Below are 26,028 nucleotides of genomic sequence, written 5' to 3'. Positions count from 1 at the left end.
CCAGGTACTGAAAGTTTCCTCCCATGACCCTCAACGGATGGCTTCAGATCCTGCTTTATTGCGGGATCGTCCTCGTGCTCGTCAAACCGCTCGGCGGTTACATGACGCGTGTCTTCAGCGGCGAGCGCACATTTCTCTCACCGGTCCTCGTTCCGATCGAACGAGGACTTTACACCGTTGCCGGCACCAGCGAACGCGAAGACCAGCACTGGACCTCCTATGCCTTCGCCATGCTGATGTTCAACCTGATGGGCGTCATCGTGCTTTATGCACTGATGCGCCTGCAGGGCGTGCTGCCTTACAACCCAGCGGGCATGGCTGCCGTGCCTGAGCAGCTTTCGTTCAATACCGCCGTCAGCTTCGTCTCCAATACGAATTGGCAGAATTACGGTGGCGAAAGCACCATGTCCTATCTGACACAGATGATGGGCTTCACCGTCCAGAACTTCGTGTCGGCTGCGACAGGCATGGCGATTGCCGTTGCCTTCATCCGCGCCTTCTCGCGCGCATCGGGCAAGGCGATCGGCAATTTCTGGGTCGATATGATCCGCGCCACGCTCTACATTCTGCTGCCGATCTGCATCGTGCTGACGCTCGCCTATGTCTGGCTCGGCGTGCCGCAGACGCTCGGCCCCTATGTCGATGCGACAACGCTCGAAGGCGCCAAGCAGACGATCGCCGTCGGCCCCGTCGCCTCGCAGCTTGCCATCAAGATGCTCGGCACCAATGGCGGCGGTTTCTTCAATGCCAACTCCGCCCATCCCTTCGAGAACCCCGACAATATCTCGAACATGATCCAGATGGTGTCGATCTTTGCGATCGGCGCAGCCTTTACCAACGTCTTCGGCCGCATGGTCGGCAACCAGCGCCAGGGCTGGGCGATCCTCGCCTCCATGGGCCTGCTCTTCATCGTCGGCGTCGGCATCACCTACTGGGCGGAAGCTGCCGGCAACCCGCTAATGCATGCCTTCGGTCTGCAGGGCGGCAACATGGAAGGCAAGGAAGTCCGCTTCGGTGTCGCCATGTCCTCGCTGTTTGCGGTCATCACCACGGCCGCCTCCTGTGGCGCGGTCAACGCCATGCATGGCAGCTTCACGGCGCTCGGCGGCCTGATCCCGCTGATCAACATGCAACTCGGCGAAGTCATCGTCGGCGGTGTGGGTGCCGGCTTCTACGGCATCCTGATGTTCATCATCGTCGCCGTCTTCGTGGCAGGCCTCATGGTCGGCCGCACGCCGGAATATCTCGGCAAGAAGATCGAGGCGAAGGAGATGAAGATGGCCGTTCTCGCCATTCTTTGCCTGCCGCTTGCGATGCTGGTCTTCACCGCGATCGCAACAGTGCTTCCGAGCGCCGTCGCCTCGATCGGCACCGCCGGCCCGCACGGCTTCTCCGAAATCCTCTATGCCTATACGTCGGCTGCGGCCAACAACGGCTCGGCTTTCGGCGGTCTGACGGGCAACACGCCCTGGTACAACGTGACGCTCGGCATCGGCATGCTGATGGGTCGCTTCCTGGTCATCGTCCCGGCGCTTGCGATCGCAGGCTCACTGATCACCAAGAAGACGGTTCCAGCCTCGGCAGGCACCTTCCCGACTGACGGTCCGCTCTTCGTCGGTCTGCTCGTCGGCACGATCCTGATTGTCGGCGGCCTGACTTTCTTCCCGGCGCTGGCCCTTGGCCCTGTTGTCGAGCACCTGGTCATGGTCGCCGGTCAGACCTTCTGAGGCGATGCGATGATCCTCCGTCACAGGCTCCGCAAAGCCTTCAATTCACGTCCCGGTACGCCGGGACGTGAACGTGAGCGACTGGCACGGGGCACCGACATCATCCTGGTGATGATGGCAGGCCTGCTCGTCATCGTCTGCGCAATCAGAATTTTACAGGGCTGACCGGCCATCCGGTTCGCCATCCTCGTTTCAAAGCTGGAGTCTCTTATGAGCCAGGCAAAATCCGCGAGCATCATGGATTCTCGCATTCTCATTCCGGCCGTGGGTGCTGCTTTCACCAAGCTCAACCCGCGCGCCCTCGCCAAAAACCCGGTCATGTTCGTCGTGGCTACGGTCTCGGCGCTGACCACCGTTCTGTTCCTACGCGACCTCGTCTCAGGCAACGGCAATCTCGCCTTCTCCTTCCAGATCAACCTCTGGCTCTGGTTCACTGTGCTCTTTGCCAACTTCGCCGAAGCCGTCGCAGAAGGCCGTGGCAAGGCGCAGGCCGACTCGCTGCGCAAGGCCCGTACCGAAACCCAGGCCAAGCTGCTGACCGCCAACAATGGTACCGGCTACCGCATGGTGCCTGGCACGAGTCTGAAGGTCGGCGACCTCGTCCTCGTCGAGGCCGGCGATATCATCCCCTCGGACGGCGAAGTCGTCGAAGGTGTGGCCTCGGTCAACGAAGCGGCCATCACCGGCGAATCCGCCCCGGTCATTCGTGAATCCGGCGGCGACCGCTCGGCCGTCACCGGCGGCACGCAGGTTCTTTCCGACTGGATCCGCGTCCGCATCACCGCGGCGGCCGGCTCCACCTTCATCGATCGCATGATCGCGCTCGTCGAAGGCGCCGAACGCCAGAAAACGCCAAACGAAATCGCCCTCAATATCCTGCTTGCAGGCATGACGCTGATCTTCGTTCTCGCCACGGCGACGATCCCGAGTTTTGCTGCCTATGCCGGCGGCTCGATCCCGATCATCGTGCTCGTCGCACTCTTCGTCACGCTGATCCCGACCACCATCGGCGCCCTGCTGTCGGCAATCGGCATCGCCGGCATGGACCGTCTCGTCCGCTTCAACGTGCTCGCCATGTCCGGCCGCGCCGTCGAGGCCGCCGGTGACGTCGATACGCTGCTGCTCGACAAGACCGGCACGATCACCCTCGGCAACCGCCAGGCCACCAGCTTCCGCCCGGTCCGCGGCATCTCAGAACAGGATCTCGCCGATGCGGCCCAGCTCGCTTCGCTCGCCGACGAAACGCCTGAGGGACGCTCCATCGTCGTGCTCGCCAAGGAGAAATATGCAATCCGCGGCCGCGACATGGTGAGCCTGAAGGCCAGCTTCGTGCCCTTCACTGCCCAGACCCGCATGAGCGGCGTCGACCTTGACGGTTCGTCGATCCGAAAGGGTGCCGTCGATGCGGTGCTGGCTTACGTCAATGGCGATGCCTCCTCGAAGAATGGCGCTGAAGTCGTCCGCGAATTGCAGTCGATATCAGATGAGGTTTCCAAGGCCGGCGGCACACCGCTTGCTGTTGCCCGCGACGGCAAGCTGCTCGGCGTCATTCAACTCAAGGACATCGTCAAGGGCGGCATCCGCGAGCGCTTCACAGAGCTTCGCCGCATGGGCATCCGTACCGTGATGATCACCGGCGACAATCCGCTGACGGCGGCTGCCATCGCAGCAGAAGCCGGTGTCGACGACTTCCTCGCTCAGGCAACGCCTGAAATGAAACTGGCGCTGATGCGCGAGGAACAGGCCAAGGGCAAGCTGGTCGCCATGTGTGGTGACGGCACCAACGACGCCCCGGCGCTTGCCCAGGCAGATGTCGGCGTCGCCATGAACACCGGCACGGTCGCAGCCCGCGAGGCCGGCAACATGGTCGACCTCGATAGCGACCCGACGAAGCTTATCGAGATCGTCGAAATCGGCAAGCAGCTCCTGATGACCCGCGGTGCGCTGACAACCTTCTCGATCGCCAACGACATCGCCAAGTACTTCGCCATCATTCCGGCGATGTTCCTGACCTTCTACCCGCAGCTCGGCGTGCTCAACATCATGGGTCTCGCTACGCCGCAGAGCGCCATCCTGTCGGCGATCATCTTCAACGCGCTGATCATCATCGCGCTGATCCCGCTGTCGCTGAAGGGTGTCCGCTACCGCCCGATCGGTGCCGGTGCGCTGCTCTCCCGCAACCTGCTGATCTACGGCCTCGGCGGCATCATCGTCCCCTTCATCGGCATCAAGGCGATCGACATCGTCATCACGGCCGTCGGCCTCGCCTAAGGAGTAAAGTCCATGTTGAAAGAACTTCGCCCGGCAATCGTCATGATCGTTGCCACCACGGCCATCACCGGCCTCCTCTATCCGCTCGCCATGACGGGTGCCGCTCAGGCCATCTTCCCCTTCCAGGCAAATGGCAGCCTTATTGAAAAGGACGGAAAGGTCATCGGCTCCACGCTGATCGGCCAGGCCTTTACCAGCGACAAGTACTTCCACGGCCGCCCTTCCGCCGCGGGCGATGGCTATAATGCCGCTGCATCCTCCGGCTCCAACCTCGGCCCAACCAGCCAGAAGCTGATCGACCGCGTGAAGGGCGACTATGATGCGGCCAAGGCAGCCAACCCGAATGCCGAGGTTCCCGCCGACCTCGTCACCGCCTCGGGCAGCGGCCTCGACCCGCATATTTCGCCGGATGCTGCCTATTTCCAGGTGCCGCGTGTCGCCAAAGCCCGCGGTGTCGATGAAGCCAAGGTCAAGGCGCTGGTCGATGCAGCTGTCACAGGCCGCGAACTCGGCCTGCTGGGCGAGCCGACCGTCAATGTTCTGGCGTTGAACCAGAGCCTTGATGCTTCTATGACTCAGTAAAGGTTGAGAGCCCCGGAGCGCGACAAGCGGGCCGGGGCTTGCTCGTGAAGAAAGACCGAACCGCATGCCAGACGACAACCGCGACCAGGCCGGCAGGCCCTCTCCCGATGCGCTTCTCGAAAGGGCTCGGGCGGAGTCGCGCGGGCGTCTGAAGATATTCCTTGGCGCTGCACCGGGCGTCGGCAAAACCTATGAAATGCTGGTCTCCGGCCACGCCAAGATGGCCGATGGCCTCGACGTGGTGATCGGTGTCGTCGAAACCCATGGCCGCAAAGAGACCGAGGCGCTGCTTGCCGGTTTCGAGATCGTTCCGCGTGTAAAGATCGCCTATCGCGGCCAGTCGCTCGAAGAGATGGATCTCGATGCCATTCTCGCCCGCAAGCCCGATCTCGTTCTCGTCGACGAGCTCGCCCATACCAATGCCGAGGGCAGCCGCCATCCGAAGCGCTATCTCGATGTCAAGGAACTGCTCGACCGCGGCATCGATGTCTATTCGACGCTGAACATCCAGCATGTGGAGAGCCTGAACGACGTCGTTTCGCAGATCACCCGCATCCGGGTGCGCGAAACCGTGCCGGACTCTGTGATCGACATGGCTGATGATATCGAGATCATCGACCTGACACCCGACGACCTCATCAAGCGTCTTCACGATGGCAAGGTCTATGTGGCAAAGACCGCCGAGCGCGCGCTGACCAATTATTTCACGCCCGGCAACCTGACGGCGCTGCGCGAGCTCGCCCTGCGCAAGACCGCCCAGCGCGTCGACGACCAGTTGCTGACCCATATGCAGGCGCATGCGATTTCCGGCCCGTGGGCCGCCGGCGAACGCGTGCTGGTGTCGATCGACGAGCATCCCCGCTCTGCCTCGCTCGTCCGCTATGCCTCGCGCATGGCCTCGCGCCTGCGTGGCCCCTGGGCCGCCGTCTATATCGAAACCAATCGCTCCATCAATCTTTCGGAAACGCAGCGAGACACGATCGCAGCCACCTTGCGGCTTGCCGAACAGCTCGGCGGTGAAGCAATCACCATTCCCGGTCGCGAAGTGGCGGAAGAGCTGGTGCGGCACGCCACCGCCAACAACGTCACCCACATCGTCATCGGCGCCCCGAAGAAGCCGGCCTGGCGCGAGGGGTGGTGGAACCGTTCGACAACCGACGAGCTGATCCGGCGGGCCGGCGATATCAGCGTTCATGTCATTTCCGGAAACGAGAAAGACACGGCTTCGCAGCGCGGCGTCAAGGCGGCTCCGAGCGCGCCGACACTGAATTTCAGGGCCTATATCCTCTCGACAGCCTATGTCGCCGTTGCGCTGGCCGTCGGTGTGGTGCTCGACCAGGTTCTCGACGTGCGCAATCTGGCGCTCGTCTTCCTAATGGCGGTGCTGACATCAGCGGTCATCCATGGCCTGAGGCCGGCGCTCTATACCTGTATCGTCAGTGCCCTCTCCTTCAACTTCTTCTTCCTGCCACCGCGCTATACGCTGACGATCAGCGATCCTGAAAGCGTGCTGGCGCTCTTCTTTTTCCTCGGCGTCGCCGTTATCGCCTCAAATCTCACGGCGACGGTGCAGCGGCAGGCGGTCGCCGCCCGGCAGAGGGCGCGCACGACGGAAGACCTCTATCTCTTTTCCAAAAAGCTCGCCGGCACCGGCACGCTCGATGACGTTCTCTGGGCAACCGCCTTCCAGATCGCCTCGATGCTCAAGGTGCGCGTCGTTCTGCTTCTGCCGGAGGATAACTCCATCGCGGTCAAAGCCGGTTATCCGCCCGACGATACGCTCGACGACGCCGATATTGCCGCCGCCCGCTGGGCCTGGGAGCATAATCATGCCGCCGGTCGCGGCGCCGATACTCTGCCCGGTGCCAAGCGCCTCTATGTACCGCTGCGCACCGGCCGCACCGCCGTCGGCGTCATCGGTCTCGACAGCGACCGCCGCGATGGCCCGTTGCTGACGCCCGAGCAGCAGCGTCTTCTGGACGCCCTGGCGGATCAGGCGGCACTCGCCATCGAGCGCGTCCAGCTCGTCGCCGATGTCGATCGCGCCAAGCTTGCGGCGGAAGCTGACCGTCTGCGGTCAGCCCTGCTGACTTCGATCTCGCATGATCTGAAGACGCCGCTTGCGGCGATCCTCGGCGCGTCCGGCACACTGCGCGACTATTTCGATTCCATGCCGGTGGAAGACCGCACCGATCTTCTCTCGACCGTCGTCGATGAATCCGAGCGCCTCAACCGCTTCATCGCAAACCTGCTCGACATGACGAAAATCGAATCCGGTGCTATGGAACCGAATTATGCACTGCACTATGCCGGCGATATCGCCGGTAGTGCCCTGCGCCGCGCCGCCAAGATCCTCGATCATCACAGGACCGAAATGACGATCCCCGCCGACCTGCCCATGGTCCGCGTCGATCCCGTTCTCTTCGAGCAGGTCATCTTCAATCTGCTCGACAATGCCGCCAAATATGCGCCCGAAGGTTCCGTCATCCACATCGAGGGTTGGGCGGATGCCGACAATGTCGTCGTACAGGTCTCCGACGAAGGCCCGGGCATTCCTCCTGCAGACCTCACCCGTGTCTTCGACACCTTCTACCGCGTGCGCAAGGGCGATCAGGTGCGCGCCGGCACCGGCCTCGGCCTCTCCATATGCCGGGGCTTCATCGAGGCGATGGGCGGGACGATCACCGCCAGCAACCGGACCAACCGCTCCGGCGCTGTCTTCACCATCCGCCTCCCCAAACCGAATGACATTCCCAAACTGGATGAACTCAAATGACCGGTTCAGCCGTCAAGATTCTCGTCGTTGATGACGAGCCCCCGATCCGCAAGCTCTTACGCGTCGGCCTCACCGCGCAAGGCTATGAAGTGCATGAAGCGCCGAATGCCGGTGCGGCTCGTCAGTCCGTCAAGGACGACCAGCCCGATCTCATCGTGCTCGATCTCGGCCTTCCCGACATGCCGGGCCATGACCTTTTGCAGGAATGGCGCGAGGACGGGCTCACCATGCCTGTCGTCATCCTGTCGAGCCGCACCGACGAGGCCGGCATCGTCAAGGCGCTGGAAAGCGGTGCCGACGACTATGTAACCAAGCCCTTCGGCGTCAACGAACTCGGTGCCCGTATCCGCGTGGCGCTCCGCCACCGGCTGCAGCAGCAGGGCGAAAAGGCGATCTTTCAGACGGGCGGTCTGTCGATCGATCTCGTCAAGCGCATCGTCAAGGTCGACGGCAGGGAGATCAAGCTGTCGCCGAAGGAATACGACATCCTGCGCGTACTCGCCCAGCATGCCGGCAAGGTGCTGACACATCAATTTCTTCTGAAACAGGTATGGGGGCCGGCGGCGGACGTGCAGTATCTGCGCGTCTATGTGCGCCAGCTGCGGCAAAAGGTCGAGCAGATTCCCGACCAGCCACACTATATCACCACCGAGACCGGCGTCGGCTATCGGCTCCGTGAACCTGACTGATACCTGCCGAAAACAGCATCGAGAATGAAATGAACCTCTCTAATATCATCCGGCCGGAGCACACCTTCATCGGCCTGTCGGTGACGACCAAGTGGCGCGCGCTGCAGGCGATTTCCGAAAAGGCCGGCAACGCCTTCGGCATTGACGGCCAAACCGTGCTGAAAGCGCTCGAATCGCGGGAGAAGCTCGGCTCCACCGGCATCGGCAACGGCATTGCCGTTCCGCATGCGGCGATCGACGGCATGACGAGCCCGCGCGGTCTCTTGATCCGCTTCGCCCAGCCGCTGGATTTCGATGCGATCGACGATATACCGACGGGTATCGCCTTCGTACTGCTCTTCGGGGAAAATAATCGCGGGGAATATCTGAACGTGCTTGCCGCTATCGCCCGCAGGCTTCAATCGGAAGGCGTCCTGGCGGCCATGCGCAAGGCCAGAAGTGTCGATGAATTCTACTCGGATTTCATCGCGGATTCGCGCGTGTAAGGAAAAATTCGCTTCCCGCTTTGAACCTTCTCCCCGCCGAAGCGGGGGGAAGGCAAATCGAGAACAAGGGGCCGCTTCGGCCCTTTTTATTAGAAGTCGCGCTGGAGACGCAGGAAACCGAAGGTTTCGTCGTCGCCGTCTTCTTCGTCGTGGTACTGAAGGCTGAGCTTGCTGCGCAGATTTTCAACGATCTGGTAGTCGACGGTCACGCCGGTCGTGTAGGCGCTGCCGCCACTGAAGCCCTTGCCGTCGGCATCGAGCTCGATCTTGTCGAAATACTGGAAGGCCGGGGTAACGGCCCACTTGTCGGTGAGCTTCACCTTGTATTCGGCAGCAACCGTCCATTCGGACTCTTCGTAGTAGTAGTTAGCGCCGCTGGCCCAGATGCCAGCGAGGCCGAGAGTGCCGGGGCCGATGTCGGCATACAGGATTGCGCGGATAGCGCCTTCCTCGTTGTCGCTATCGTAACCACCGAGCAGGTAACCGCTGAATGCGCCGCTCTTGAAGGAAACCTGGGCTGCTACGCCGAAGTTGTTCGGGCCTTCGCCCGGCTTCTCGTCATAGGCTTCTTCAAGTTCGTCGAGCGAGATACCGGCTGCGAAGCGGTCGGTCTCGTACTGATAGCGGATCGAGTTGTGGGTCGTCTCGTTGCTAGAGAGCGTGTCCGTCTCGCCGCTCAGATCGTCATCCCACCAGCTGTACTGCTTACCAACGCGGAAGCCGGCGATATCAATGTAGCCTTCGTCGAGCGTGGTCGTCTGGTTGGTGGCGTTGTCAGCGTTGGTACGCAGCGTGATAACGCCGGTGAGCGTACCGTACTCGGTGTCGTTCTTGGTCTGGAAGGTGACCTGACCACGGGTAACGGCATCCCAGTCGGAATCGTTGTCACCGCCCTGGTTTTCGCCAACGTTAAGCTGGAAACGGATGTAACCGCTGATCTGAAGGCAGGTTTCGGTGCCCGGGATGTAGAAGTAGCCAGTCCCGTAGGCGTCGCAAACGCGAACGTATTCTACGGGCTCCGGCTCGGCTGCGACGATAGCGTCGGCTGCATGTGCTCCGGAAACCGCTGCAAGGGCGGCAACAGAGCCAAGAAGGATAGTTTTAATAGACATCAGAAAGACCTTTTAAGGTTTGAAAGAGGCGAGCAGTGCTTCAAGGACACCCCCACCATCGGTCGCCGAATCCCAACGACCGGAAATCCATGTAGGCACTCGAAAACGTCAGCGCTGCAAAAGATGACTAAAAATCGACACAGCAATGACACTTTCGGGATCGAACTGTGGCAGAAAAATCACGGCTGCGGCGTTGCGCCTTAATTGGCCGCGGCCAACTGACAGCACGTCCCATTCGCAATCACCCGCTGAAAATGGGATGGCTTTCTAAGGTTGGTCCCCGGAACCGGAACAATCTTCGTTTCATTATACGACCTAGTTGATAGAGTTTAGCGCATAACCACGGAGGGTTCCCATGCAGACTTTAAGGCTCACCCGGCTCATCGCGGCCGCGGTCATGGCAGGCAGCTTTGCGATCGGCAGCGTCGCACCGGCCTTCGCCGACCAGACGCTTCTGAACGTGTCCTATGATCCGACACGCGAATTATATAAGGATTTCAACGCCGCCTTCGCTGCAAAGTGGAAAGCCGACACCGGCGAAGCCGTAACGATCCAGGCCTCTCATGGTGGTTCCGGCGCCCAGGCGCGCTCGGTCATCGACGGCCTTGATGCCGACGTCGTGACCCTCGCTCTCGAAGGCGATATCAACGCGATCGCCAAGGCGACGGGGAAGATCCCGGCTGACTGGAAGACCAAGTTCCCGAACAATTCGACCCCCTACACTTCGACGATCGTCTTCCTCGTGCGCAAGGGCAACCCGAAGGGCATCAAGGATTGGAGCGATCTGATCAAGGACGACGTGCAGGTTATCACGCCGAACCCGAAGACCTCCGGCGGCGCCCGCTGGAACTTCCTTGCGGCCTGGGCATGGGCCAAGCAGGCGAACGGCGGCGACGAAGCCAAGGCGCAGGATTATGTGACCAAACTCCTGCAGCACGTTCCGGTTCTCGACAGCGGCGCACGTGGCGCTACGACCACCTTCGTCCAGCGCGGCCTCGGCGATGTGCTGCTCGCCTGGGAAAACGAAGCCTATCTCTCGCTCGAGGAACTCGGCCCCGATCAGTTCGAGATCGTGACCCCCGCCTTCTCGATCCGCGCCGATCCGCCTGTCGCAATCGTCGATGGCAACGTCGACAAGAAGGGCACCCGCAAGGTCGCGGAAGCCTATCTGAACTACCTTTATTCGGATGAAGGCCAGAAGATCGCGGCAAAGCATTATTACCGCCCGATCAAGCCGGAAGCAGCCGATCCTGCTGATATTGCCCGCTTCCCGAAGCTGACGCTCGCCACGATTGACGACTTCGGCGGCTGGAAGGATGCACAGGCGAAATTCTTCGGCGACGGCGGCGTATTTGACCAGATCTACAAGCCTGCCCAATAATAGGTCTTATGAGCGCACATAACCCCACACGGTGGCGGTTCAAGCGGCCGAGCGTCATTCCGGGTTTCGGACTGGCGCTCGGCCTTACCTTGATCTGGCTTACCCTCATCGTCCTCATCCCGCTGTCCGGCCTTGCCTGGCGGTCGAGCACACTCGGCTGGGAGAAGTTCTTCGGCATTGCATTCGACCAGCGAACGCTGAGCGCGCTGCGCATCAGCTTCGGCTGCGCCTTCATCGCCGCCTGTCTCAATGTCGTCTTTGGCGTCATCCTTGCCTGGGTCCTGGTTCGCTACCGGTTCCCCGGCAAACGCATTATCGACGCCATGGTGGACCTGCCCTTCGCCCTGCCGACGGCTGTCGCCGGCATCGCACTGACAACCCTCTATGCTCCGAACGGCTGGGTCGGGCAGTTCCTGACGCCACTCGGCATCAAGATCGCCTTCACACCGGCCGGTATCGTCGTCGCCCTCATCTTCGTCGGCCTGCCCTTCATCGTGCGAACGGTCCAGCCGGTTATGGAAGAGATCGACAAGGAAGTGGAGGAGGCTGCCGCCACGCTCGGTGCCAATCGTTTCCAGACAATCGCACGCGTGCTGCTGCCGGGCCTTGCACCCGCAGTACTGACGGGCTTCGCCCTTGCCTTCGCCCGTGCCGTCGGTGAATACGGCTCGGTCATCTTCATTGCCGGCAACCTGCCATTCAAATCGGAGATCGCTCCGCTGCTGATCGTCATCAAGCTCGAAGAGTATAATTACGCGGCCGCAACGGGTATTGCTGCTATAATGCTGATCATCTCCTTTACGATGCTGCTCGTCATCAATCTCATCCAGAGCTGGAGCAGGCGGAGGTACGGTTATGGCGTCTGATTCCGTCGCAATCACCTCGACGGCCGGGGCGCACAAGGTTCATTCGGCCGTCACCGAAAGCAAGGTCGCCCGCATCGTGCTGGTCGTCATCTCGCTGCTCTTCCTGCTCCTGATCCTGTTTCTGCCGCTCGCAGCCGTCTTCGTCGAGGCCTTCCGCAAGGGTGTCGGTTCATTTTTCATAGCCCTTCAGGATGCTGAAACCTTCTCGGCCATCCGCCTGACGCTGATCGTCGCCGGCGTCAGTGTGCCACTGAACCTCGCCTTCGGCGTTGCCGCCGCCTGGGCGATCGCCAAGTTCGAGTTCAAGGGCAAGGCGTTCCTGACCACACTGATCGACCTGCCCTTCTCGGTCTCGCCGGTCATTTCAGGCCTCGTCTTCGTGCTGCTCTTCGGCGCCAACACCTGGCTAGGCCAGTGGCTGAGCACCAACGATATCAAGATCCTGTTTGCGGCGCCGGGGCTGATCCTCGCCACCATGTTCGTCACTTTTCCCTTCGTTGCGCGCGAGCTCATTCCGCTCATGCAGGAACAGGGAACGCAGGATGAGGAAGCGGCCCTTTCGCTCGGCGCAAGCGGCTGGCAAGCCTTCTGGCACGTCACGCTGCCGAATATCAAATGGGGCCTGCTCTACGGCGTGCTGCTGTGCAATGCCCGCGCTATGGGTGAGTTCGGCGCCGTGTCGGTCGTATCGGGCCATATTCGCGGGCAGACCAATACGATGCCGTTGCAGGTGGAAATCCTCTACAACGAGTATAATTTCACGGGGGCCTTTGCGGTCGCTTCGCTTCTGGCCTTGCTTGCCCTCGTCACACTTGTTTTGAAGACGCTGCTGGAAATGCGCTATAGCGCCGAAATCGCCGCCAGCCGGCGGCACTGAAGGAATTAGAATGGAAGTACGCGTCCAAAACATACGCAAGGAATTCGACCGCTTTCCGGCGCTGCACGATGTCTCGCTCGATATCCGCTCAGGTGAATTGATCGCATTGCTCGGCCCCTCCGGCTCCGGCAAGACCACGCTTCTGCGCCTTATCGCCGGCCTTGAAAGCCCGACCGAGGGCCAGATCTTCTTCGGCGAAGAGGATGCGTCGAGGAAGACAGTCCAGCAACGCAATATCGGCTTCGTGTTCCAGCACTATGCGCTTTTCCGCCATATGACAGTGCTCGACAACGTCTCCTTCGGCCTGAAGGTGCGCAATGCGTCGCGCCGTCCGCCGAAAGCGGAAATCCGCAAGCGGGCGCTGGAACTGCTCGACCTCGTACAGCTTTCGGGTCTTGAAAAGCGCTATCCAGCACAACTTTCCGGCGGCCAGCGCCAGCGCGTGGCCCTTGCCCGCGCCATGGCGGTCGAGCCGAACGTCCTGCTCCTCGACGAGCCCTTCGGCGCGCTCGATGCGCAAGTGCGCAAGGACCTACGCAAATGGCTACGCGAAATCCATGACCGCACCGGCCACACCACCGTCTTCGTCACCCACGATCAGGACGAGGCGATGGAACTTGCCGACCGCGTCGTCGTCATGAGCCAGGGTGCGATCGAGCAGGTCGGCACGCCGGACCAGGTCTATGACAGCCCCAACTCACCCTTCGTCTACGGCTTCGTGGGCCAGTCGAACTGCCTGCAGGTGGAGGTCGCCGGCGGCGATATCCACTTCGAGGGTCGCTCGCTCGGCCTCAATGCCGAGAGCGAGGCCGATGGTGCAGCGCAGCTCTATTTCCGCCCGCACGATGTCCGGCTCTGCGAATCCGCCGAGAACTGCATCGCCGGCCAACCGGTCGCCAGCCGACGCGTCGCGGGCACCCGCCATATCGAACTCGACATCGGCAAGGATCGCCCGCATATCGAGATCGAGCTTCCGCCGAGCGAGGCCGATAGGCTCGACCGGTCCCGCGTCGCCTTCAAGCCGACACGCTGGAAGCTTTTCCGGAATTGATATCACCGGTTCCCGCCAGAATCGTATTTCGGCGGGAACCCTTTGTTATTTTTGTGATCTCCGGTTGTTTGTATTTTTGTCACATGCCGGGTAAAAACGTTTTCGCTTAGATCGAAAAGGGCTGGACTAATTCCAATAGGAGGCACCTGGCGTTGAGGGCGGAGATTTCCTTTGGAAAATCCCTGGTCGGGATTTTATTCGTAGGACTGGCAGCCGCGAGCTGCACGACGACACCGAAACCGGCGGCAGCGCCGGTTAAAGCCAAATCGAAACAGGTTCAACCGGCAAAGGTCACTTTCAATTACACCACAAAAGATCGCGACTGCCTGAAACGGGCGATGTACTTCGAATCGCAGCATTCGGATGAGGATGGCTATCTGGCCGTCGGCAGTGTGGTCATGAACAGGCTGACCTCCGGCGCCTATGCCGACTCCATCTGTGGCGTCGTGGCCCAGAAGAAGCAGTTTGCGCCCGGTGTCATGACGCGCGAGGTCAAGCCGCAGGCAGAGCCTGAGCTTGCAACCGCGGCTGACGCGATCCTGAAAGGCGAGCGCCATCCGGCCGTGAAGGACGCGATGTTCTTCCACACCGCAGGATTGAAATTTCCTTACAATAACATGCACTATGTGACGGTCGCGGGCGGCAACGCCTTCTACGAGAAGCGCGACGAAGATGGAACGCTCGAAACGCCGCCACCACTGCCGTCCTACGAAGTCGCGATGAACTATGTCCCCGGCCAGAGCATGCTGCCGCCACAGTTCGAAGTGCTGATCCCGTCAGATGTTCCGGTACCGATCCCGTCCCCAGACCCCGCGGCGACGGCAAGTACCAACCCGTTGCCGATACCAGCAGCGACCGCGATCGAGCCTGAACCCGGCACGCCTATCGCCATCCCGACACCGCGCCCTGCCTATGACAGCGTGATGCTGCGGCCGAGCATTCCGGCAAACGGCAGCTGATTGCGGAAGAATGAAGAGCGCTAGGCGCGCTCTTCCCAGACCTTCGCAAGCTCCACGATCGTCCTGACCGCCTTTTCCATATCCTGGCGGCTGATCCATTCGAGTGGCGAGTGGAAGGCGTGACCTCCAGCAAAAATGTTGGGACACGGCAGGCCCATGAAGGAAAGGCGCGAACCGTCGGTGCCGCCGCGAATACTGCCGCGCACCGGCGTCATGTCCGCCCGGCGCACCGCCTCAACGGCGTTCTCGACGATCTCAGGATGACGGTCGAGCACCACCTTCATGTTGCGGTACTGTTCCTTCACGTCAAAACGATAGGTAGAACCCGGATAGGCCTTCATCACATCCTTGACGATCGCTTCGAGCACGGTCTCTTTTTCGGTCAGACCCTCGTCGGTGAAATCGCGAATGATGAGGCTGATCGCAGCCTTTTCCATCGAGCCAGCCACCCCTGTCGGATGGATGAAGCCCTGCTTCCCCTCGGTCGTCTCCGGGGCGATCTCCTTCGGCAGCCGGTCGATAATCGCGCCGGCAATCTTGATGGCATTTTCCATCCGGCCCTTGGCAAAACCCGGATGGATTGCCACGCCGGCGATAACGATATCGACGCTATCTGCCGAGAAGGTCTCGTCCTCTATATGGCCGGCGGTTTCGCCATCCATCGTATAGGCAAATTCCGCGCCGAGCTTCTTCAGATCGACCTTGTTGACGCCACGGCCGACCTCTTCGTCCGGCGTAAACAGGATCTTGATCGTCCCATGCTTGATCCCGGGATTATCGACGAGGATCTGCGCGGCGGCCACAATCTCCGCCAGGCCCGCCTTGTCGTCGGCGCCGAGCAAGGTCGTTCCATCGGTCGTAACGATATCGTTGCCGATCTGGTTCCTCAGCTCTGGATGTTCTGAAACACGGATCACCCGGCTCGGATCACCGGGAAGCTGGATATCCCCGCCCGCATAGGCCTTCACCATCTGAGGCTTGACGTTCTTGCCGGTGAAGTCAGGGGCAGTGTCCATATGCGAGCAGAAGCAGATGACCGGCACGCTCTTGTCGGTATTGGCCGGAATGGTCGCATAAACATAGCCGTGCTCATCGAGATGCGCATCCGAAAGGCCGATCTCCAGGAGCTCCTCAACCAGAAGCCTGCCGAGATCCTTCTGTTTTTCGGTGGTCGGCTGCGTGGATGAGGCAGGATCAGATTGGGTGTCGATGACGACATATCGGAGAAAACGGTCGAGAACAGTGTCTGTCATAATATCCATTCCAGCATGATCATCCTCTGATCATATAGCCATCGAAGGCCCTGTGATGAAAGCTCTTTTCGCTCCCCGCGGGCTACGCGCCGGCGAGCGTCTGCATCGATACCACATGCGATAGCAGCCGGTCGTTCGTGACCTCAGGAAGCGTCGAGGACGGGAAGATCAGCCCGATCCCCGAGAAGAAGCGGATTGGGCGGGCAAAGCGAACCGCATGTCTGGAGGGCAATCAAGCCCACTCTGCTGGAAACTGGCCGGTGAACATGGCCGCAGAGAATTCCAAGCGGCGGAGATCCCCGCGCGTTCAAAAGCTCAAGAAGCGCATCATCATTTCTGCACCCGACCTGATCGAGCACTTCTATGCCGATGCCGAACGGCGGCTGATGCATGAAGAGGAGAAAAGGTGTCGCAACATCGGCGAGCGTGCTCTTCAGCCACGACAGATGCGGCCGGATATCGCCATGGCTTTGGCCGGCTACCGTTACATCGACGCCAATAACGGTCGCGTCATTGAAAGCCGTCTGGAAATGCATCGACCCCGACGGGTCTGCCCAGTTGCCAACTTCGGCAAGCTCGGCTCGCATCACCGATTGATCATCGCCGTTACCTGGCAAGATATAAGTGGGAAAATCCAGCACATGCAGGCTTTCCGCAATCTGACGATAGCCCTGTTGCCATCCGTCATCCACCAGGTCGCCGGTCAGAACAAGCGCATCCGGCCGGAAAGCCTTTAACCAATCGATTGCTCTTTCGAATGTGAGCAGCGACGGACTATCTGGACTGGCATGGATATCGGATATCTGCGCAACAAGCATATCGCCCCCTCGATCCCTGAGGAAGGCAGTATGCCGAAAGCGACAGTTGCATTCTATCGCCTTCCTTCCGTTCAATCGACGCGATTGCCCTCACCGTTGAACACATGCAGATGCTTGGCCGGAAAGGTGACATTGACCTTCGGCCCCGCAGTCAACGCCTCACGATCGAGCGTGAAGATCTTGAACGGCAGGCCATGCAGCGAAAGATGCAGGATGATGCCGAAGCCGGTTGGCTCGACGAGCTCGACGTCGGCGGCAATCCCGGCCCCATCATTTGTCATGACGACATGTTCAGGCCGGATGCCAAGCGTCACCTTTTCGCCGTTCGACAAGGGCAGTGACGTGTTGAGCGGCACGATCGTGCCGTCCTTCAGCTTCACACCGCCTGCTTCATAGCTCGCCTCGAGGAAGTTCATGCCGGGCGAGCCGATGAAGCCCGCGACGAAGAGGTTGGCGGGGCGATCGTAAAGCTCCAAGGGGCTGCCGACCTGCTGCACGACCCCGCCATGCATGGCGACGATCCGGTCCGCCAGCGTCATCGCCTCGATCTGGTCGTGGGTCACGTAGATCGAGGTCGCCTTGAGGTCGCCATGCAATTTCTTGATTTCGGCGCGCATCTGCTCGCGCAGGCGCGCATCGAGGTTCGACAGCGGCTCGTCGAACAGGAAGGCTTTCGGCTGGCGCACGATGGCGCGGCCCATGGCGACACGCTGGCGCTGACCGCCGGACAGCGCCTTCGGGCGACGCTCTAACAGCGGATCAAGGCCGAGCTTGGAGGCTGCACTGGCAACGGCGCTGGCGATCTTTTCTTTCGCCGTTTTCCGGAGCTTCAGGCTGTAGCTCATATTGCCGGCGACATTCATGTGCGGATAGAGCGCGTAGGACTGGAACACCATGGCGATGTCGCGATCCTTGGGATGCAGCTCGTTGACGCGGTTGCCGGCAATACGGATCTCGCCACCGGTCACCTCTTCGAGGCCTGCAATCATGCGCAGCAGCGTAGACTTGCCGCAGCCGGACGGGCCGACCAGCACGACGAATTCACCGTCCTTGATTTCCAGATCGACGCCGTGCAGCACGGACATATGACCATAGGATTTCTGGATATTCTTGATGTCGATCGATGCCATATGACTAACCCTTGACCGCGCCGGCCGTCAGGCCCTGGACGAGATAACGCTGGATGAGCAGGAAGAAGAGGCCGGCCGGAATGAGCGCCATGATGCCTGCCGCCATCATCTGCCCGAAATCCACGGAGAATTTCGAAACGAAGGTAAGAAGGCCGACCGGGAAGGTCGCCGCGTCATTGCCGTTGATCAGCATCAGCGCGAAGAGAAGCTCGCTCCAGGCCGCCGTGAAGACGAAGCCGAGGGTCGCAGCAATGCCGGGCAGGGTCAGCGGCAGGATGATCTGCCGGAAGGCCGTGAACTGGGTGGCGCCATCGATCATCGCCGCCTCCTCGAGATCCTTCGGGATGCCATCGAAGAAGGACTGCATCAGGAAGGTTGCGAAGGGCACGTTGAAGGCTGTGTAGACGATAACGAGACCCGTCAGGCTGTTCGTCAAATGCAGCGGCGACAGGATCTTGAATATCGGCGCCACCAGCATGACGAGCGGGAACATCTGGGTCAGCAGCATCAGCGCCACGATCCAGTATTTCGCACGGAAGTTAAAGCGTGACAGCGCATAGCCCGACAGCGCGGCACAGATCGTCACTGTCACCGCCGTCGAAGCCGAGACGATGACGCTGTTCTTGAAGAACGTCGGAAAGGCGCTGTGCTCCAGCACGAAGCTGTAGTGCTCCCATGTGGTCCGCGACGGCCACATGCGCACGCCCTCGGTATAGAGCAGATCATTCGGCGTGACCGAGACCTTCAGGAGCCAGAAGAGCGGGAAGAGCGCGAAAACGACATAGACGAGGATCGCCAGACGGTGCGCGACAGTGGGGAGAATGGAACGTCTCATGGCTCAATCCTTGGCCAGCAGGCTCTGCCGCAGCAGGATGATCAGCATGGAATAGGCGAGAAGCAGGATCAGCAGCACCAGCGCGATCGCCGAGGCATAACCGAAATCGAGCCGCCTGAAGGCCTGGGTGAAGATGTAGCTGGCGACGATCTGTGTTCTGTCCGCCGGGCCGCCGCCGGTCATGACGACGATGAGATCGGCAAAATTCGAGATCCAAACGGTGCGCAGCATGACGGTGATGGCGATCGTCGGCGCAAGGAACGGTAGGGTGATCGACCAGAAGCGCTGGAACCAGCCGGCGCCATCGATCGAAGCCGCCTCATAGAGATCGCGCGGGATCGCCTGTAGAGCGGCGAGCAGCGTAATGGCGAAGAAGGGAATGCCCCACCAGACATTGGCGATGATCGGCCCCCACATCGCATATTGCGGATCGGAGAGGATATTGCCCGGCTCGTTCATCAGCCCAAGTGCAAAGAGCCAGTGCGGGATCGGTCCGATGACCGGATTGAAGAGCCAGGCCCAGTTGAGGCCGGCAAGAAAGGACGGCACGGCCCAGGGCAGGAAGACCAGAGCCTGAATGATACCCCTGCCCCAGAATGGCTTGTCGAGTAGAAGCGCGAGGATGAGGCCAAAGGTGAACTGCAGAATGACGGAAGCGCCGGTCCACCAGAGCGTATTTCTGAGGGCACCATAAAACGCCGCATCGCGGGACAGCTCGCGGAAATGCTCGATCCCCACAAAGCCGCCGGAGAAGGGGTTGAGCAGCTGGATATCACGGAAGGCATAGGAAACGCCGACCACCAGCGGTACCAGCATGACTGCGATGATCAGGATCAACGAAGGCGCGCTGTAAAGATAGGGCTCCGAGGCATCGGCCAGGCGGCGCAGCCATGGCCGGCGGTCGCGGCGCGTCTCGAGCGTGTCGGCGGTGATAATCATTACCCGATACTTCCCCTTACGGCGCTTCGGCGCGCCGTCTGTCGTTGCATAAGCGGCGGCGGAAAATCTCCGCCGCCGCTTGCGCAGTTGACCTTACTTCTTGGCGAGGAACTTCTGCTGCGCCTTGGTAAGGTAATCGGCCCACTGATCGGCGAGGTCCTTGGCGGAGATGTCACCCAGCAGCGCCTGCTGCGAGGTCTTGATCGCCATGGAATCCTTGAAGAAGGCGAATTCCTCGAGGTAGGTCGGCATAACAGTCGGAACCGTGTCCTTGTCGGCGAGCTCCTCGAACCAGCCCTTGAACTGGTCTCCGGCGTAGAACGGGTCCTTCTCTGCGGCAGTATAGGCCGGCAGAGCGCCGATCTTCTTGTTCCACTCGATATTGCCTTCAGGCCCTTCGAGGGTCGCGATCAGCTTCCAGGAGAGATCCTTGTTCTGGCTCGTCGTGAACATCGACCAGCCGCCATAGCCGATGGTCGGATAGGACTTGCCGGCCGGGCCCTTCGGCAGCGGAATTACGCCGAAATCTTCCTTCTTCATGCGTTCGGCAATCGCGATCAGGGCATCTGGATCCTGGTCGAGGAAGGCGCAGGTGCCGGAATAGAAGCCGGCTACGACTTCGTTGAAGCCCCAGTTGACGCTGTCCTTCGGCGCATAGCCCTTCTTGTAGAGATCGACCATCCACTCGATACCCTTTGCCCAGCCTTCGCTGTTCATGGTCGAGGTGCCGTCCTCCTTGAAGTATTTGTTGTCGCCGGCCATGGAGGCGGCAAAGATCATCCAGCCGTTGAGGCCACCCGGACCACCGCGCATGCAGTAGCCGTATTTGCCCGGCAGCTTGGAGACGGCTTCGGAGGCCTTGGTGAAATCCTCCATGGTCTTCGGCGGCTCCTTGACGCCGGCTTCCGCGAGCAGCTTCTTGTTGTAGAACATGGCGCGCAGATAGAAGCCGTAGGGCAGCATATAGGCGGTGTTGTTGACGTCACGACCAAGGTCCAGAGCGCGCGGCGTCAGCTCCTTGGTATGCTCCCACTTTGCAAGATAGGGCTCGAGGCTTTCGAGCATGCCGTTATTGGCATAGAGCGACAGCCAGGTATCGGGCATTTCCATCACGTCGGGCACATCGCCCGCCGAAACCATGGTCGCGAACTTCTGGAAGGCTTCGTTCCAGGGCAGCGAGATGATGTCGACCTTGGTGCCGGGATTGGCGGCTTCGAACTTGCCGACGATCGACTTCAGCGTTTCGGTACGCTCCGGGCTGGTGATGACTTCGACGAGCTTCAGCGTCGTGTCCGCAAAAGCCGTGCCCGCCATCATCGTGGCAAAGAGTGTTGAGAGAATAAGCTTTTTCATTTTTGGTTCCCCTCCGTAGTTGTTGTGAGGTTTCGGTTAAGAGGCGACGGCAATCGCCTCCTCGATGTCCCTCCACAGCGCCTCGGTTCCTTCGAGGCCGATATGGAGGCGCACAGATCGCGGGCTGATACCGAAGGCTTGTGCGGAATTCGGCTGTGCCTTTTGCTGCAGCACAACTTCGCCCGGTACGATCAGGCTTTCATGCCCACCCCAGCTTACGCCCAGTTTGAAAAGCTTGAGGTGATCTGCGAAGGCCCTGATGTCGATGCCTTCGCGGAATATGAACGAGAAGAGACCCGACGTGCCGTTGAGGCCAGCGGGCAGGCGGTTGGCGAGGCCCGGATGACAGACCTGCTCGATCACGTCGAGCGCCTGCAGGCGCTGCGCGATCGTCATGGCCGCCGCCTCGTGCGCCCGCATGCGCAAAGGCAGGGTCCGGAGGCCCCGGATCAGCAGCCAGGCATCGAAAGGCGACAGCTTGCCACCGAGATAGGGATAGGATTCGGCCTTGATGCGCGCGATCATCTCTTTCGAACCGGCGACGACACCGGCAACGACATCGCTATGGCCGCCGAGATATTTGGAGGCCGAATGGATGACGAGATCGACGCCGAGTGTTATCGGCCGCTGGAAAAACGGGCTCGCCCAGCTATTGTCGATCATGGTGACGACGCCATGCTTTTTGGCGAGTGTGGCCAGCGCGCCGACATCATGAGCTTCCATCACCCAGCTCGTCGGGCTCTCCATATAGAAGACCTTGGCACCGGGCAGCGCCTTGGCGATGGCCTCCTCGTCACGGCCGTCGACATAGGTCACCTCGACCTTCATGCGCTTCAGGATCGTGCCGAACAGGCGGAAGGCGTCGGGATAGACATGCTTGACGGCGACGATACGGTCACCCGGCTCCACGAAGCTCAGTACCGCAGACGAGATCGCCGCCATGCCGCTTGCAAAACCCAGAGCATCCTCGGCACCTTCGAGCTTTGCCAGCATCTCCTCGAACATGCGCACGGTCGGGTTCAGCCCGCGCGTGTAGATCGGGCGCACCTTTTCGCCGCGATAGGAGGCGATCATGTCGTCGTAGCCGGAAAAGGTGAAAAGCGAGGTCTGGAAGATCGGCGGAACGACCGCCTCGGCGAAATTGCCCTCGTCATGGGCGGTGATCAGCGAAGCGAGGTCGAACGGTTCGAGGCCGTCAGTCATCGGGACATTTCCTTGATGTCTTCCTCGACCACGTCGAGGATTTTCAGTGTCTCACGCCGTGCCGCCTCGGTGTCCTGGGCGGCGATGGCGTTGAAAAGGGTGCGGTGAAAGGGAAAGGACCGGCGGGCGAAATCCTGTCGGTCGAAAGGGTGCGTCCAGAAACGCTCGAAAGTCTCGCGCATCTGTTCGAGAAGCTGACGGAACAGCGGATTGTGCGTGGCGTCGTAGACCGCCAAATGGAAGGCAAGGTCTTCCGGACCTGAGGCGCCTTTGGAAAGATGCACCCGCTCCATCTCGTTGAGTTTTTCCTCGATGACGATGAGGTCCTTTGCCGTGCGCCGCCGCGCCGCCACCATGCCGGCCTCGCATTCGATGCCGCGACGAACCTCCAGCGTCTGCAGCAACACATCGCGCAGATGCGGCGTCTCGAACGAGAGCGGCATATGAATCGTATCTCGAGAAACCGGTTTCAGCAGATAAGTTCCACTGCCCTTGCGCGTCTCGATGACGCCGAGGGCCTGAAAATGCCGAATTGCCTCGCGAATGGTAGACCGCCCGACGGCAAGGGCTGCCATCAGTTCACGCTCCGCTGGCAGCCGGTCGCCCGCCTGAAGCCGCGCATCCTCGACATAATGCGCCAGCGCTTCCGTCACCTGACGGGCGCGGTCCATCGCCGGAAGCGGTCGGATTACCGGCCTGTCGCTACCATTTGCCTTCATGGTTCCCCAAGTTCTTTTCTAAGGCAGTCGACCTAAAAATTGGTCTGACATCTTAGCATTTCTCAAAGATGGAGAGGCGTCAAGGCGGTATTTACGATTGGTAGCGACGCTCGTTTGAATATTCCCAGCTGGCCATTGGTTTGCACCAATGTCCCCTTAGCTAGGTCCAGCAAGCTATTTCCTGATCTCAAGGCGGCATGATCGCCGCTCCTGCCCGCAAGAGAATCGTTTGCTGGCAATGGATGATAAGACTGCGATTGTCGTGTTCGACGCGTGTCTCGGCGCCATTAAACACCCTCGGAGTTGTCGATCGGACGGCGCTGTCCGAGGGCGAATCACCACCAAATGGAAGAATTGCAACGCGGCTTTCTTAGGCGAACCGGATCGCTGACCGTGCCCGGGCCTTCGCGGCCACCTCGTCGCGGTCGCGAGGAGGTTGAGAGGTCTCCAGCGAATTAAGCAGTTCCTTGGCGCATTTCGCGATCGACATCATCGCGTGTTCAAAAGCGGCCTCATTGCGTTTTGATGGCCTGGTGGTTCCGCTCAACTTGCGTACGAACTGAAGCGCCGCATCATGGATTTCCTCGTCCGTCGCTGGTGGATCGAAGTTGAAGAGGGGCTTGATATTTCGGCACATGCCTTGCTTTCCTTTTCGTCACGCCGCCGTTTCAAAGGGTACGGGGTATAAAAGCTAGTTCCGTGAGCGCTAATTGCAACGGACTGGGCGGCAACTCCCAGTCACCGATCACATTGAGTAGACAGCGCCGTTAACTCGGCCATGAAAAGATTGTTCACAAGCTCGCTTCTAACTCGGCCTCTACAAAGGCAGAGCTGCCACGCCTACCGATTACTTGCGAACTCAACCGATGATATTTCGACCGACCAATCCAGTTCCTGTGGCGTCAGTTTATCCGGCAAAGTCTGCAGGCCTCGATATTGGTTTAGCGCCCAGCAGTCGTCATAGGTGCCGCCAGGCTCGATAATTTTATAGCTCGTGAGGTGGTCGGAATAATACTCAATGCTGAAGCCGCGACGTTTTGCGATCAGCCGGAAGCGGACGACATCCACCTGCTGACGAGAACCGTTGAAAAGCCGAACGAAAACGGGCCTGGCAGGATCTACGCATCCCTTAGTTCCACTGCTTGTTCCTTCTATCGAGGCGCTCGCTCCATCGCGGTTTGTTTGCTGAAAGTAGATGAAGGTCGCAACACCGCCGCCCACGACCACGAGTGCGGTGAGGGTAAGCAGCGTCGGCTTTGGAAACAGAAAGAAGAAGACGATAACGATCACCACCGCGACTATCAGCAAAATCATATGGCGGGTCTCGTTTCTTTACTTTTGTGCCGTCCTGAAGGACGCGGTGATATGAAGCCTTTGTCATCGCCTGGCTCTTGGCCGCTTGGATTAGTGCGAACGCGATGTTTTGGTATCTCAACATGTAGGTGTTTGTTGGTTGATCTTCCAGCCGGTTAAAGGCGATCAAATGTCTGCCGGAGTGCGGGATTACTTAGCCCCGGTGTGGAGAGACATGATTTTTCCTTTTTCATTGGGATGATAGATATAGGCGGCGCAGTAACAACCGACGAAGGCCACAGGCAGACCCCATGGTTTTAATGCGATGGATGACATATGGCTTCGCAATTACGTTTCTTCTTGCCAGCATTGCCGATGTCGTTGCGGCAGACGAGCCAGATCCCTTTGACCAGTTCAATGAACGCTGCCTCAACCGGGGAACGGATTTTCAACGGACGGTTGCCGTAGCAAAGGAACGGGATTGGCCTGCACTTGCAGAGGATATGACCACAAGTCTGGTGCCGGTGGAAAATCCTGTCGCGTTGGAGGGCTGGAATCTGAGCGCTGGCGAAGACGTACCGTTCAGGGCGCTGGTGGTGGCACGGGCGTCCGTAGGCGACAACACCGTCGAAAGCTGCACCATGGCGTTCGCGGAAATCGATGCTGCGGCCTTCGAACGACGGCTGGTCAGCGAGACGCATGCTAAAGCGTCCGGAGAAGGGAATGGACAGGGGCGCGCCAGAAAGTTCTTCAAAGCATCGTCCCCGGAGCGCCGGGAAGCGATTACGCTCGACCTGCCGCTTTATCCGAACGGAAGCGACGAGGTCATCGTCAGCGTTGTTTCGGACCAACAGATCGAGAACTGATGCGCGTTCGATCGCAACTAACCAGGCCCGCCGAAATCGGTGAAGGCTTCCGACATCAAGCCGCTGAGGCCGCCGGGATGACTGTTGACGGCATTGCCGATGAGGCTGCCGCTATCGTCGGGAAGACTCATCGCGTCCTCCTTGCATGGAGATAAGGCGCCGCTTCATCGCGACGCCTATTATGCAATATGTGATCTCAGGATTTCAGCTTGCTGTTGCAGATGCTGTAATAACCGCCGCCCTTCTTGATCCAGGTCAGGCCGTTCAGGCTGTTGTTGGCTTTATCGGCATTGTACTGATCGAGGCAGGTATGCATCCGGCCCTTGCCGGGTGTCTCACTCGCATATTTTGCATCGACCTTGGTTGGGAAGACCACGCCCTTCGGGACCACGGCCTTGGTCGGCGCGGGCTCGGCCGCATTCTCGGTATTGGCGGTCGTCGGCTCGTCGGTCGCGGCGGGCTTTGCGGGCGTCGCTGCAGTGGGCTTTGCCGGTGTCGCTGCGGCGGCATCTGCTCCGCATTGCGCCTTTCGGAAGTCGTTCCACTTCATGCCATTGAGACTATTGGCTGCCTGCGCCGCTTTATATTTGGCGCTGCAATCCTGCATGGTCATTGCATCGGCGCTTGACGCGGCAATGAAGGCGCCGACACCAAGTGCTGCGGCGACCGCGAGAGAAGCAAGTCTGTACATGTTTTCTCCTCCGTTTTATTGGCGCATGGGGGTATGCGCCATGCCGGATGCATTGAGCTTTCGGCACCCGGTCGAGCAAAAGTCGCGGAGCAATAAGGTCAATTTAGCGGCGGCGAACCGACTGCTACCCGATGCCGCAGCAAACACTAAAA

25 protein-coding genes and 1 pseudogene are annotated in these 26,028 nt (G+C 60.2%); 13 read left to right on the top strand and 13 right to left on the bottom strand.

Features of this window, described 5'->3' with window-relative positions:
- The first annotated feature begins 23 nt into the window (after positions 1-23).
- The 7 genes from kdpA to J2X71_RS13230 all read left to right on the top strand — a co-directional run bounded on the left by kdpA (position 24) and on the right by J2X71_RS13230 (position 8,530).
- On the top strand, positions 24-1,727 hold the full coding sequence (kdpA, locus tag J2X71_RS13260) for a potassium-transporting ATPase subunit KdpA (protein ID WP_310382530.1): 1,704 nt from the start codon (positions 24-26) through the stop codon (positions 1,725-1,727).
- 9 nt (positions 1,728-1,736) lie between these two features.
- Positions 1,737-1,892, top strand: a complete 156-nt coding sequence (locus tag J2X71_RS13255) for a hypothetical protein (protein WP_310382529.1) — start codon at positions 1,737-1,739, stop codon at positions 1,890-1,892.
- A 45-nt stretch (positions 1,893-1,937) separates the two neighbouring features.
- On the top strand, positions 1,938-3,998 hold the full coding sequence (gene kdpB, locus J2X71_RS13250) for a potassium-transporting ATPase subunit KdpB (RefSeq protein ID WP_310382528.1): 2,061 nt from the start codon (positions 1,938-1,940) through the stop codon (positions 3,996-3,998).
- A 12-nt stretch (positions 3,999-4,010) separates the two neighbouring features.
- Entirely contained in the window at positions 4,011-4,580 is a 570-nt protein-coding gene (gene kdpC / locus J2X71_RS13245) for a potassium-transporting ATPase subunit KdpC (protein WP_310382527.1), read from the top strand.
- A gap of 64 nt (positions 4,581-4,644) precedes the next feature.
- Positions 4,645-7,356, top strand: a complete 2,712-nt coding sequence (locus J2X71_RS13240) for a sensor histidine kinase KdpD (RefSeq protein WP_310382526.1) — start codon at positions 4,645-4,647, stop codon at positions 7,354-7,356.
- Positions 7,353-8,045 (top strand): response regulator transcription factor, encoded by a 693-nt coding sequence (locus J2X71_RS13235; RefSeq protein WP_007820889.1) that lies wholly within the window; start codon positions 7,353-7,355, stop codon positions 8,043-8,045. Before J2X71_RS13240 ends, J2X71_RS13235 begins: the two co-directional genes overlap by 4 nt.
- 29 nt (positions 8,046-8,074) lie before the next feature.
- Positions 8,075-8,530: a PTS sugar transporter subunit IIA gene (locus J2X71_RS13230; protein WP_310382524.1), complete on the top strand. Its 456-nt coding sequence runs from the start codon at positions 8,075-8,077 to the stop codon at positions 8,528-8,530.
- A gap of 89 nt (positions 8,531-8,619) precedes the next feature.
- Here the strand turns inward: J2X71_RS13230 and J2X71_RS13225 are convergent, their stop codons facing one another.
- A complete protein-coding gene (locus J2X71_RS13225; RefSeq protein WP_310382523.1) occupies positions 8,620-9,642 on the bottom strand; it encodes a porin in 1,023 nt (340 codons plus the stop codon).
- 355 nt (positions 9,643-9,997) lie between these two features.
- Between J2X71_RS13225 and J2X71_RS13220 the strand changes: the two genes are divergently transcribed.
- From J2X71_RS13220 to J2X71_RS13200, 5 genes are all read left to right on the top strand, one after another.
- Positions 9,998-11,023, top strand: a complete 1,026-nt coding sequence (locus J2X71_RS13220) for a sulfate ABC transporter substrate-binding protein (RefSeq protein ID WP_310382522.1) — start codon at positions 9,998-10,000, stop codon at positions 11,021-11,023.
- An 8-nt stretch (positions 11,024-11,031) separates the two neighbouring features.
- Positions 11,032-11,889: a sulfate ABC transporter permease subunit CysT gene (cysT, locus tag J2X71_RS13215; protein WP_025668786.1), complete on the top strand. Its 858-nt coding sequence runs from the start codon at positions 11,032-11,034 to the stop codon at positions 11,887-11,889.
- On the top strand, positions 11,879-12,766 hold the full coding sequence (gene cysW, locus J2X71_RS13210; RefSeq protein WP_310382521.1) for a sulfate ABC transporter permease subunit CysW: 888 nt from the start codon (positions 11,879-11,881) through the stop codon (positions 12,764-12,766). Before cysT ends, cysW begins: the two co-directional genes overlap by 11 nt.
- Positions 12,767-12,776: 10 nt before the next feature.
- Positions 12,777-13,817: a sulfate/molybdate ABC transporter ATP-binding protein gene (locus J2X71_RS13205; RefSeq protein ID WP_310382520.1), complete on the top strand. Its 1,041-nt coding sequence runs from the start codon at positions 12,777-12,779 to the stop codon at positions 13,815-13,817.
- A 152-nt stretch (positions 13,818-13,969) separates the two neighbouring features.
- On the top strand, positions 13,970-14,776 hold the full coding sequence (locus J2X71_RS13200) for a cell wall hydrolase (RefSeq protein ID WP_310382519.1): 807 nt from the start codon (positions 13,970-13,972) through the stop codon (positions 14,774-14,776).
- Between the two features lie 20 nt (positions 14,777-14,796).
- On the opposite strand, the gene pepT is transcribed toward J2X71_RS13200, so the two are convergent.
- The 11 genes and pseudogenes from pepT to J2X71_RS13145 form a co-directional block, all read right to left on the bottom strand.
- Positions 14,797-16,029, bottom strand: a complete 1,233-nt coding sequence (pepT, locus tag J2X71_RS13195) for a peptidase T (protein ID WP_310382518.1) — start codon at positions 16,027-16,029, stop codon at positions 14,797-14,799.
- Between the two features lie 82 nt (positions 16,030-16,111).
- Entirely contained in the window at positions 16,112-16,261 is a 150-nt protein-coding gene (locus J2X71_RS13190; protein WP_310382742.1) for a hypothetical protein, read from the bottom strand.
- 82 nt (positions 16,262-16,343) lie between these two features.
- Positions 16,344-16,847, bottom strand: a pseudogene (locus J2X71_RS13185) (metallophosphoesterase); the annotation flags it as partial.
- Between the two features lie 71 nt (positions 16,848-16,918).
- Complete coding sequence (locus J2X71_RS13180; protein ID WP_310382517.1) at positions 16,919-17,977, bottom strand: sn-glycerol-3-phosphate ABC transporter ATP-binding protein UgpC; 1,059 nt, start codon at positions 17,975-17,977, stop codon at positions 16,919-16,921.
- 4 nt (positions 17,978-17,981) lie between these two features.
- Positions 17,982-18,812: a carbohydrate ABC transporter permease gene (locus J2X71_RS13175; protein WP_113321478.1), complete on the bottom strand. Its 831-nt coding sequence runs from the start codon at positions 18,810-18,812 to the stop codon at positions 17,982-17,984.
- 3 nt (positions 18,813-18,815) lie between these two features.
- The gene (locus J2X71_RS13170) at positions 18,816-19,751 is read right to left on the bottom strand and encodes a sugar ABC transporter permease (protein WP_310382516.1); all 936 of its coding nucleotides are present in this window, start codon (positions 19,749-19,751) and stop codon (positions 18,816-18,818) included.
- A 93-nt stretch (positions 19,752-19,844) separates the two neighbouring features.
- Positions 19,845-21,104, bottom strand: a complete 1,260-nt coding sequence (locus J2X71_RS13165; protein ID WP_310382515.1) for a sugar ABC transporter substrate-binding protein — start codon at positions 21,102-21,104, stop codon at positions 19,845-19,847.
- 36 nt (positions 21,105-21,140) lie between these two features.
- Complete coding sequence (locus J2X71_RS13160) at positions 21,141-22,307, bottom strand: PLP-dependent transferase (RefSeq protein ID WP_310382514.1); 1,167 nt, start codon at positions 22,305-22,307, stop codon at positions 21,141-21,143.
- The gene (locus J2X71_RS13155; protein WP_310382513.1) at positions 22,304-23,026 is read right to left on the bottom strand and encodes a FadR/GntR family transcriptional regulator; all 723 of its coding nucleotides are present in this window, start codon (positions 23,024-23,026) and stop codon (positions 22,304-22,306) included. Before J2X71_RS13155 ends, J2X71_RS13160 begins: the two co-directional genes overlap by 4 nt.
- Before the next feature lie 370 nt (positions 23,027-23,396).
- On the bottom strand, positions 23,397-23,663 hold the full coding sequence (locus J2X71_RS13150; RefSeq protein WP_310382512.1) for a DUF2277 domain-containing protein: 267 nt from the start codon (positions 23,661-23,663) through the stop codon (positions 23,397-23,399).
- Between the two features lie 203 nt (positions 23,664-23,866).
- A complete protein-coding gene (locus tag J2X71_RS13145; RefSeq protein ID WP_113323733.1) occupies positions 23,867-24,340 on the bottom strand; it encodes a hypothetical protein in 474 nt (157 codons plus the stop codon).
- A 290-nt stretch (positions 24,341-24,630) separates the two neighbouring features.
- Here J2X71_RS13145 and J2X71_RS13140 point away from each other — a divergent pair, with 290 nt between their 5' ends.
- Positions 24,631-25,185, top strand: coding sequence for a hypothetical protein (locus J2X71_RS13140; RefSeq protein ID WP_310382511.1), 555 nt, complete (start codon positions 24,631-24,633; stop codon positions 25,183-25,185).
- 196 nt (positions 25,186-25,381) lie between these two features.
- On the opposite strand, the gene J2X71_RS13135 is transcribed toward J2X71_RS13140, so the two are convergent.
- Positions 25,382-25,876, bottom strand: a complete 495-nt coding sequence (locus J2X71_RS13135; RefSeq protein ID WP_310382510.1) for a hypothetical protein — start codon at positions 25,874-25,876, stop codon at positions 25,382-25,384.
- Positions 25,877-26,028: the final 152 nt, after the last annotated feature.

This window comes from Rhizobium sp. 1399 (assembly GCF_031455475.1).
GTDB lineage: Bacteria > Pseudomonadota > Alphaproteobacteria > Rhizobiales > Rhizobiaceae > Rhizobium.
The sequence above is the reverse complement of the archived record's forward strand: the minus strand, read 5'-3'. Positions and strand labels throughout refer to the sequence as shown.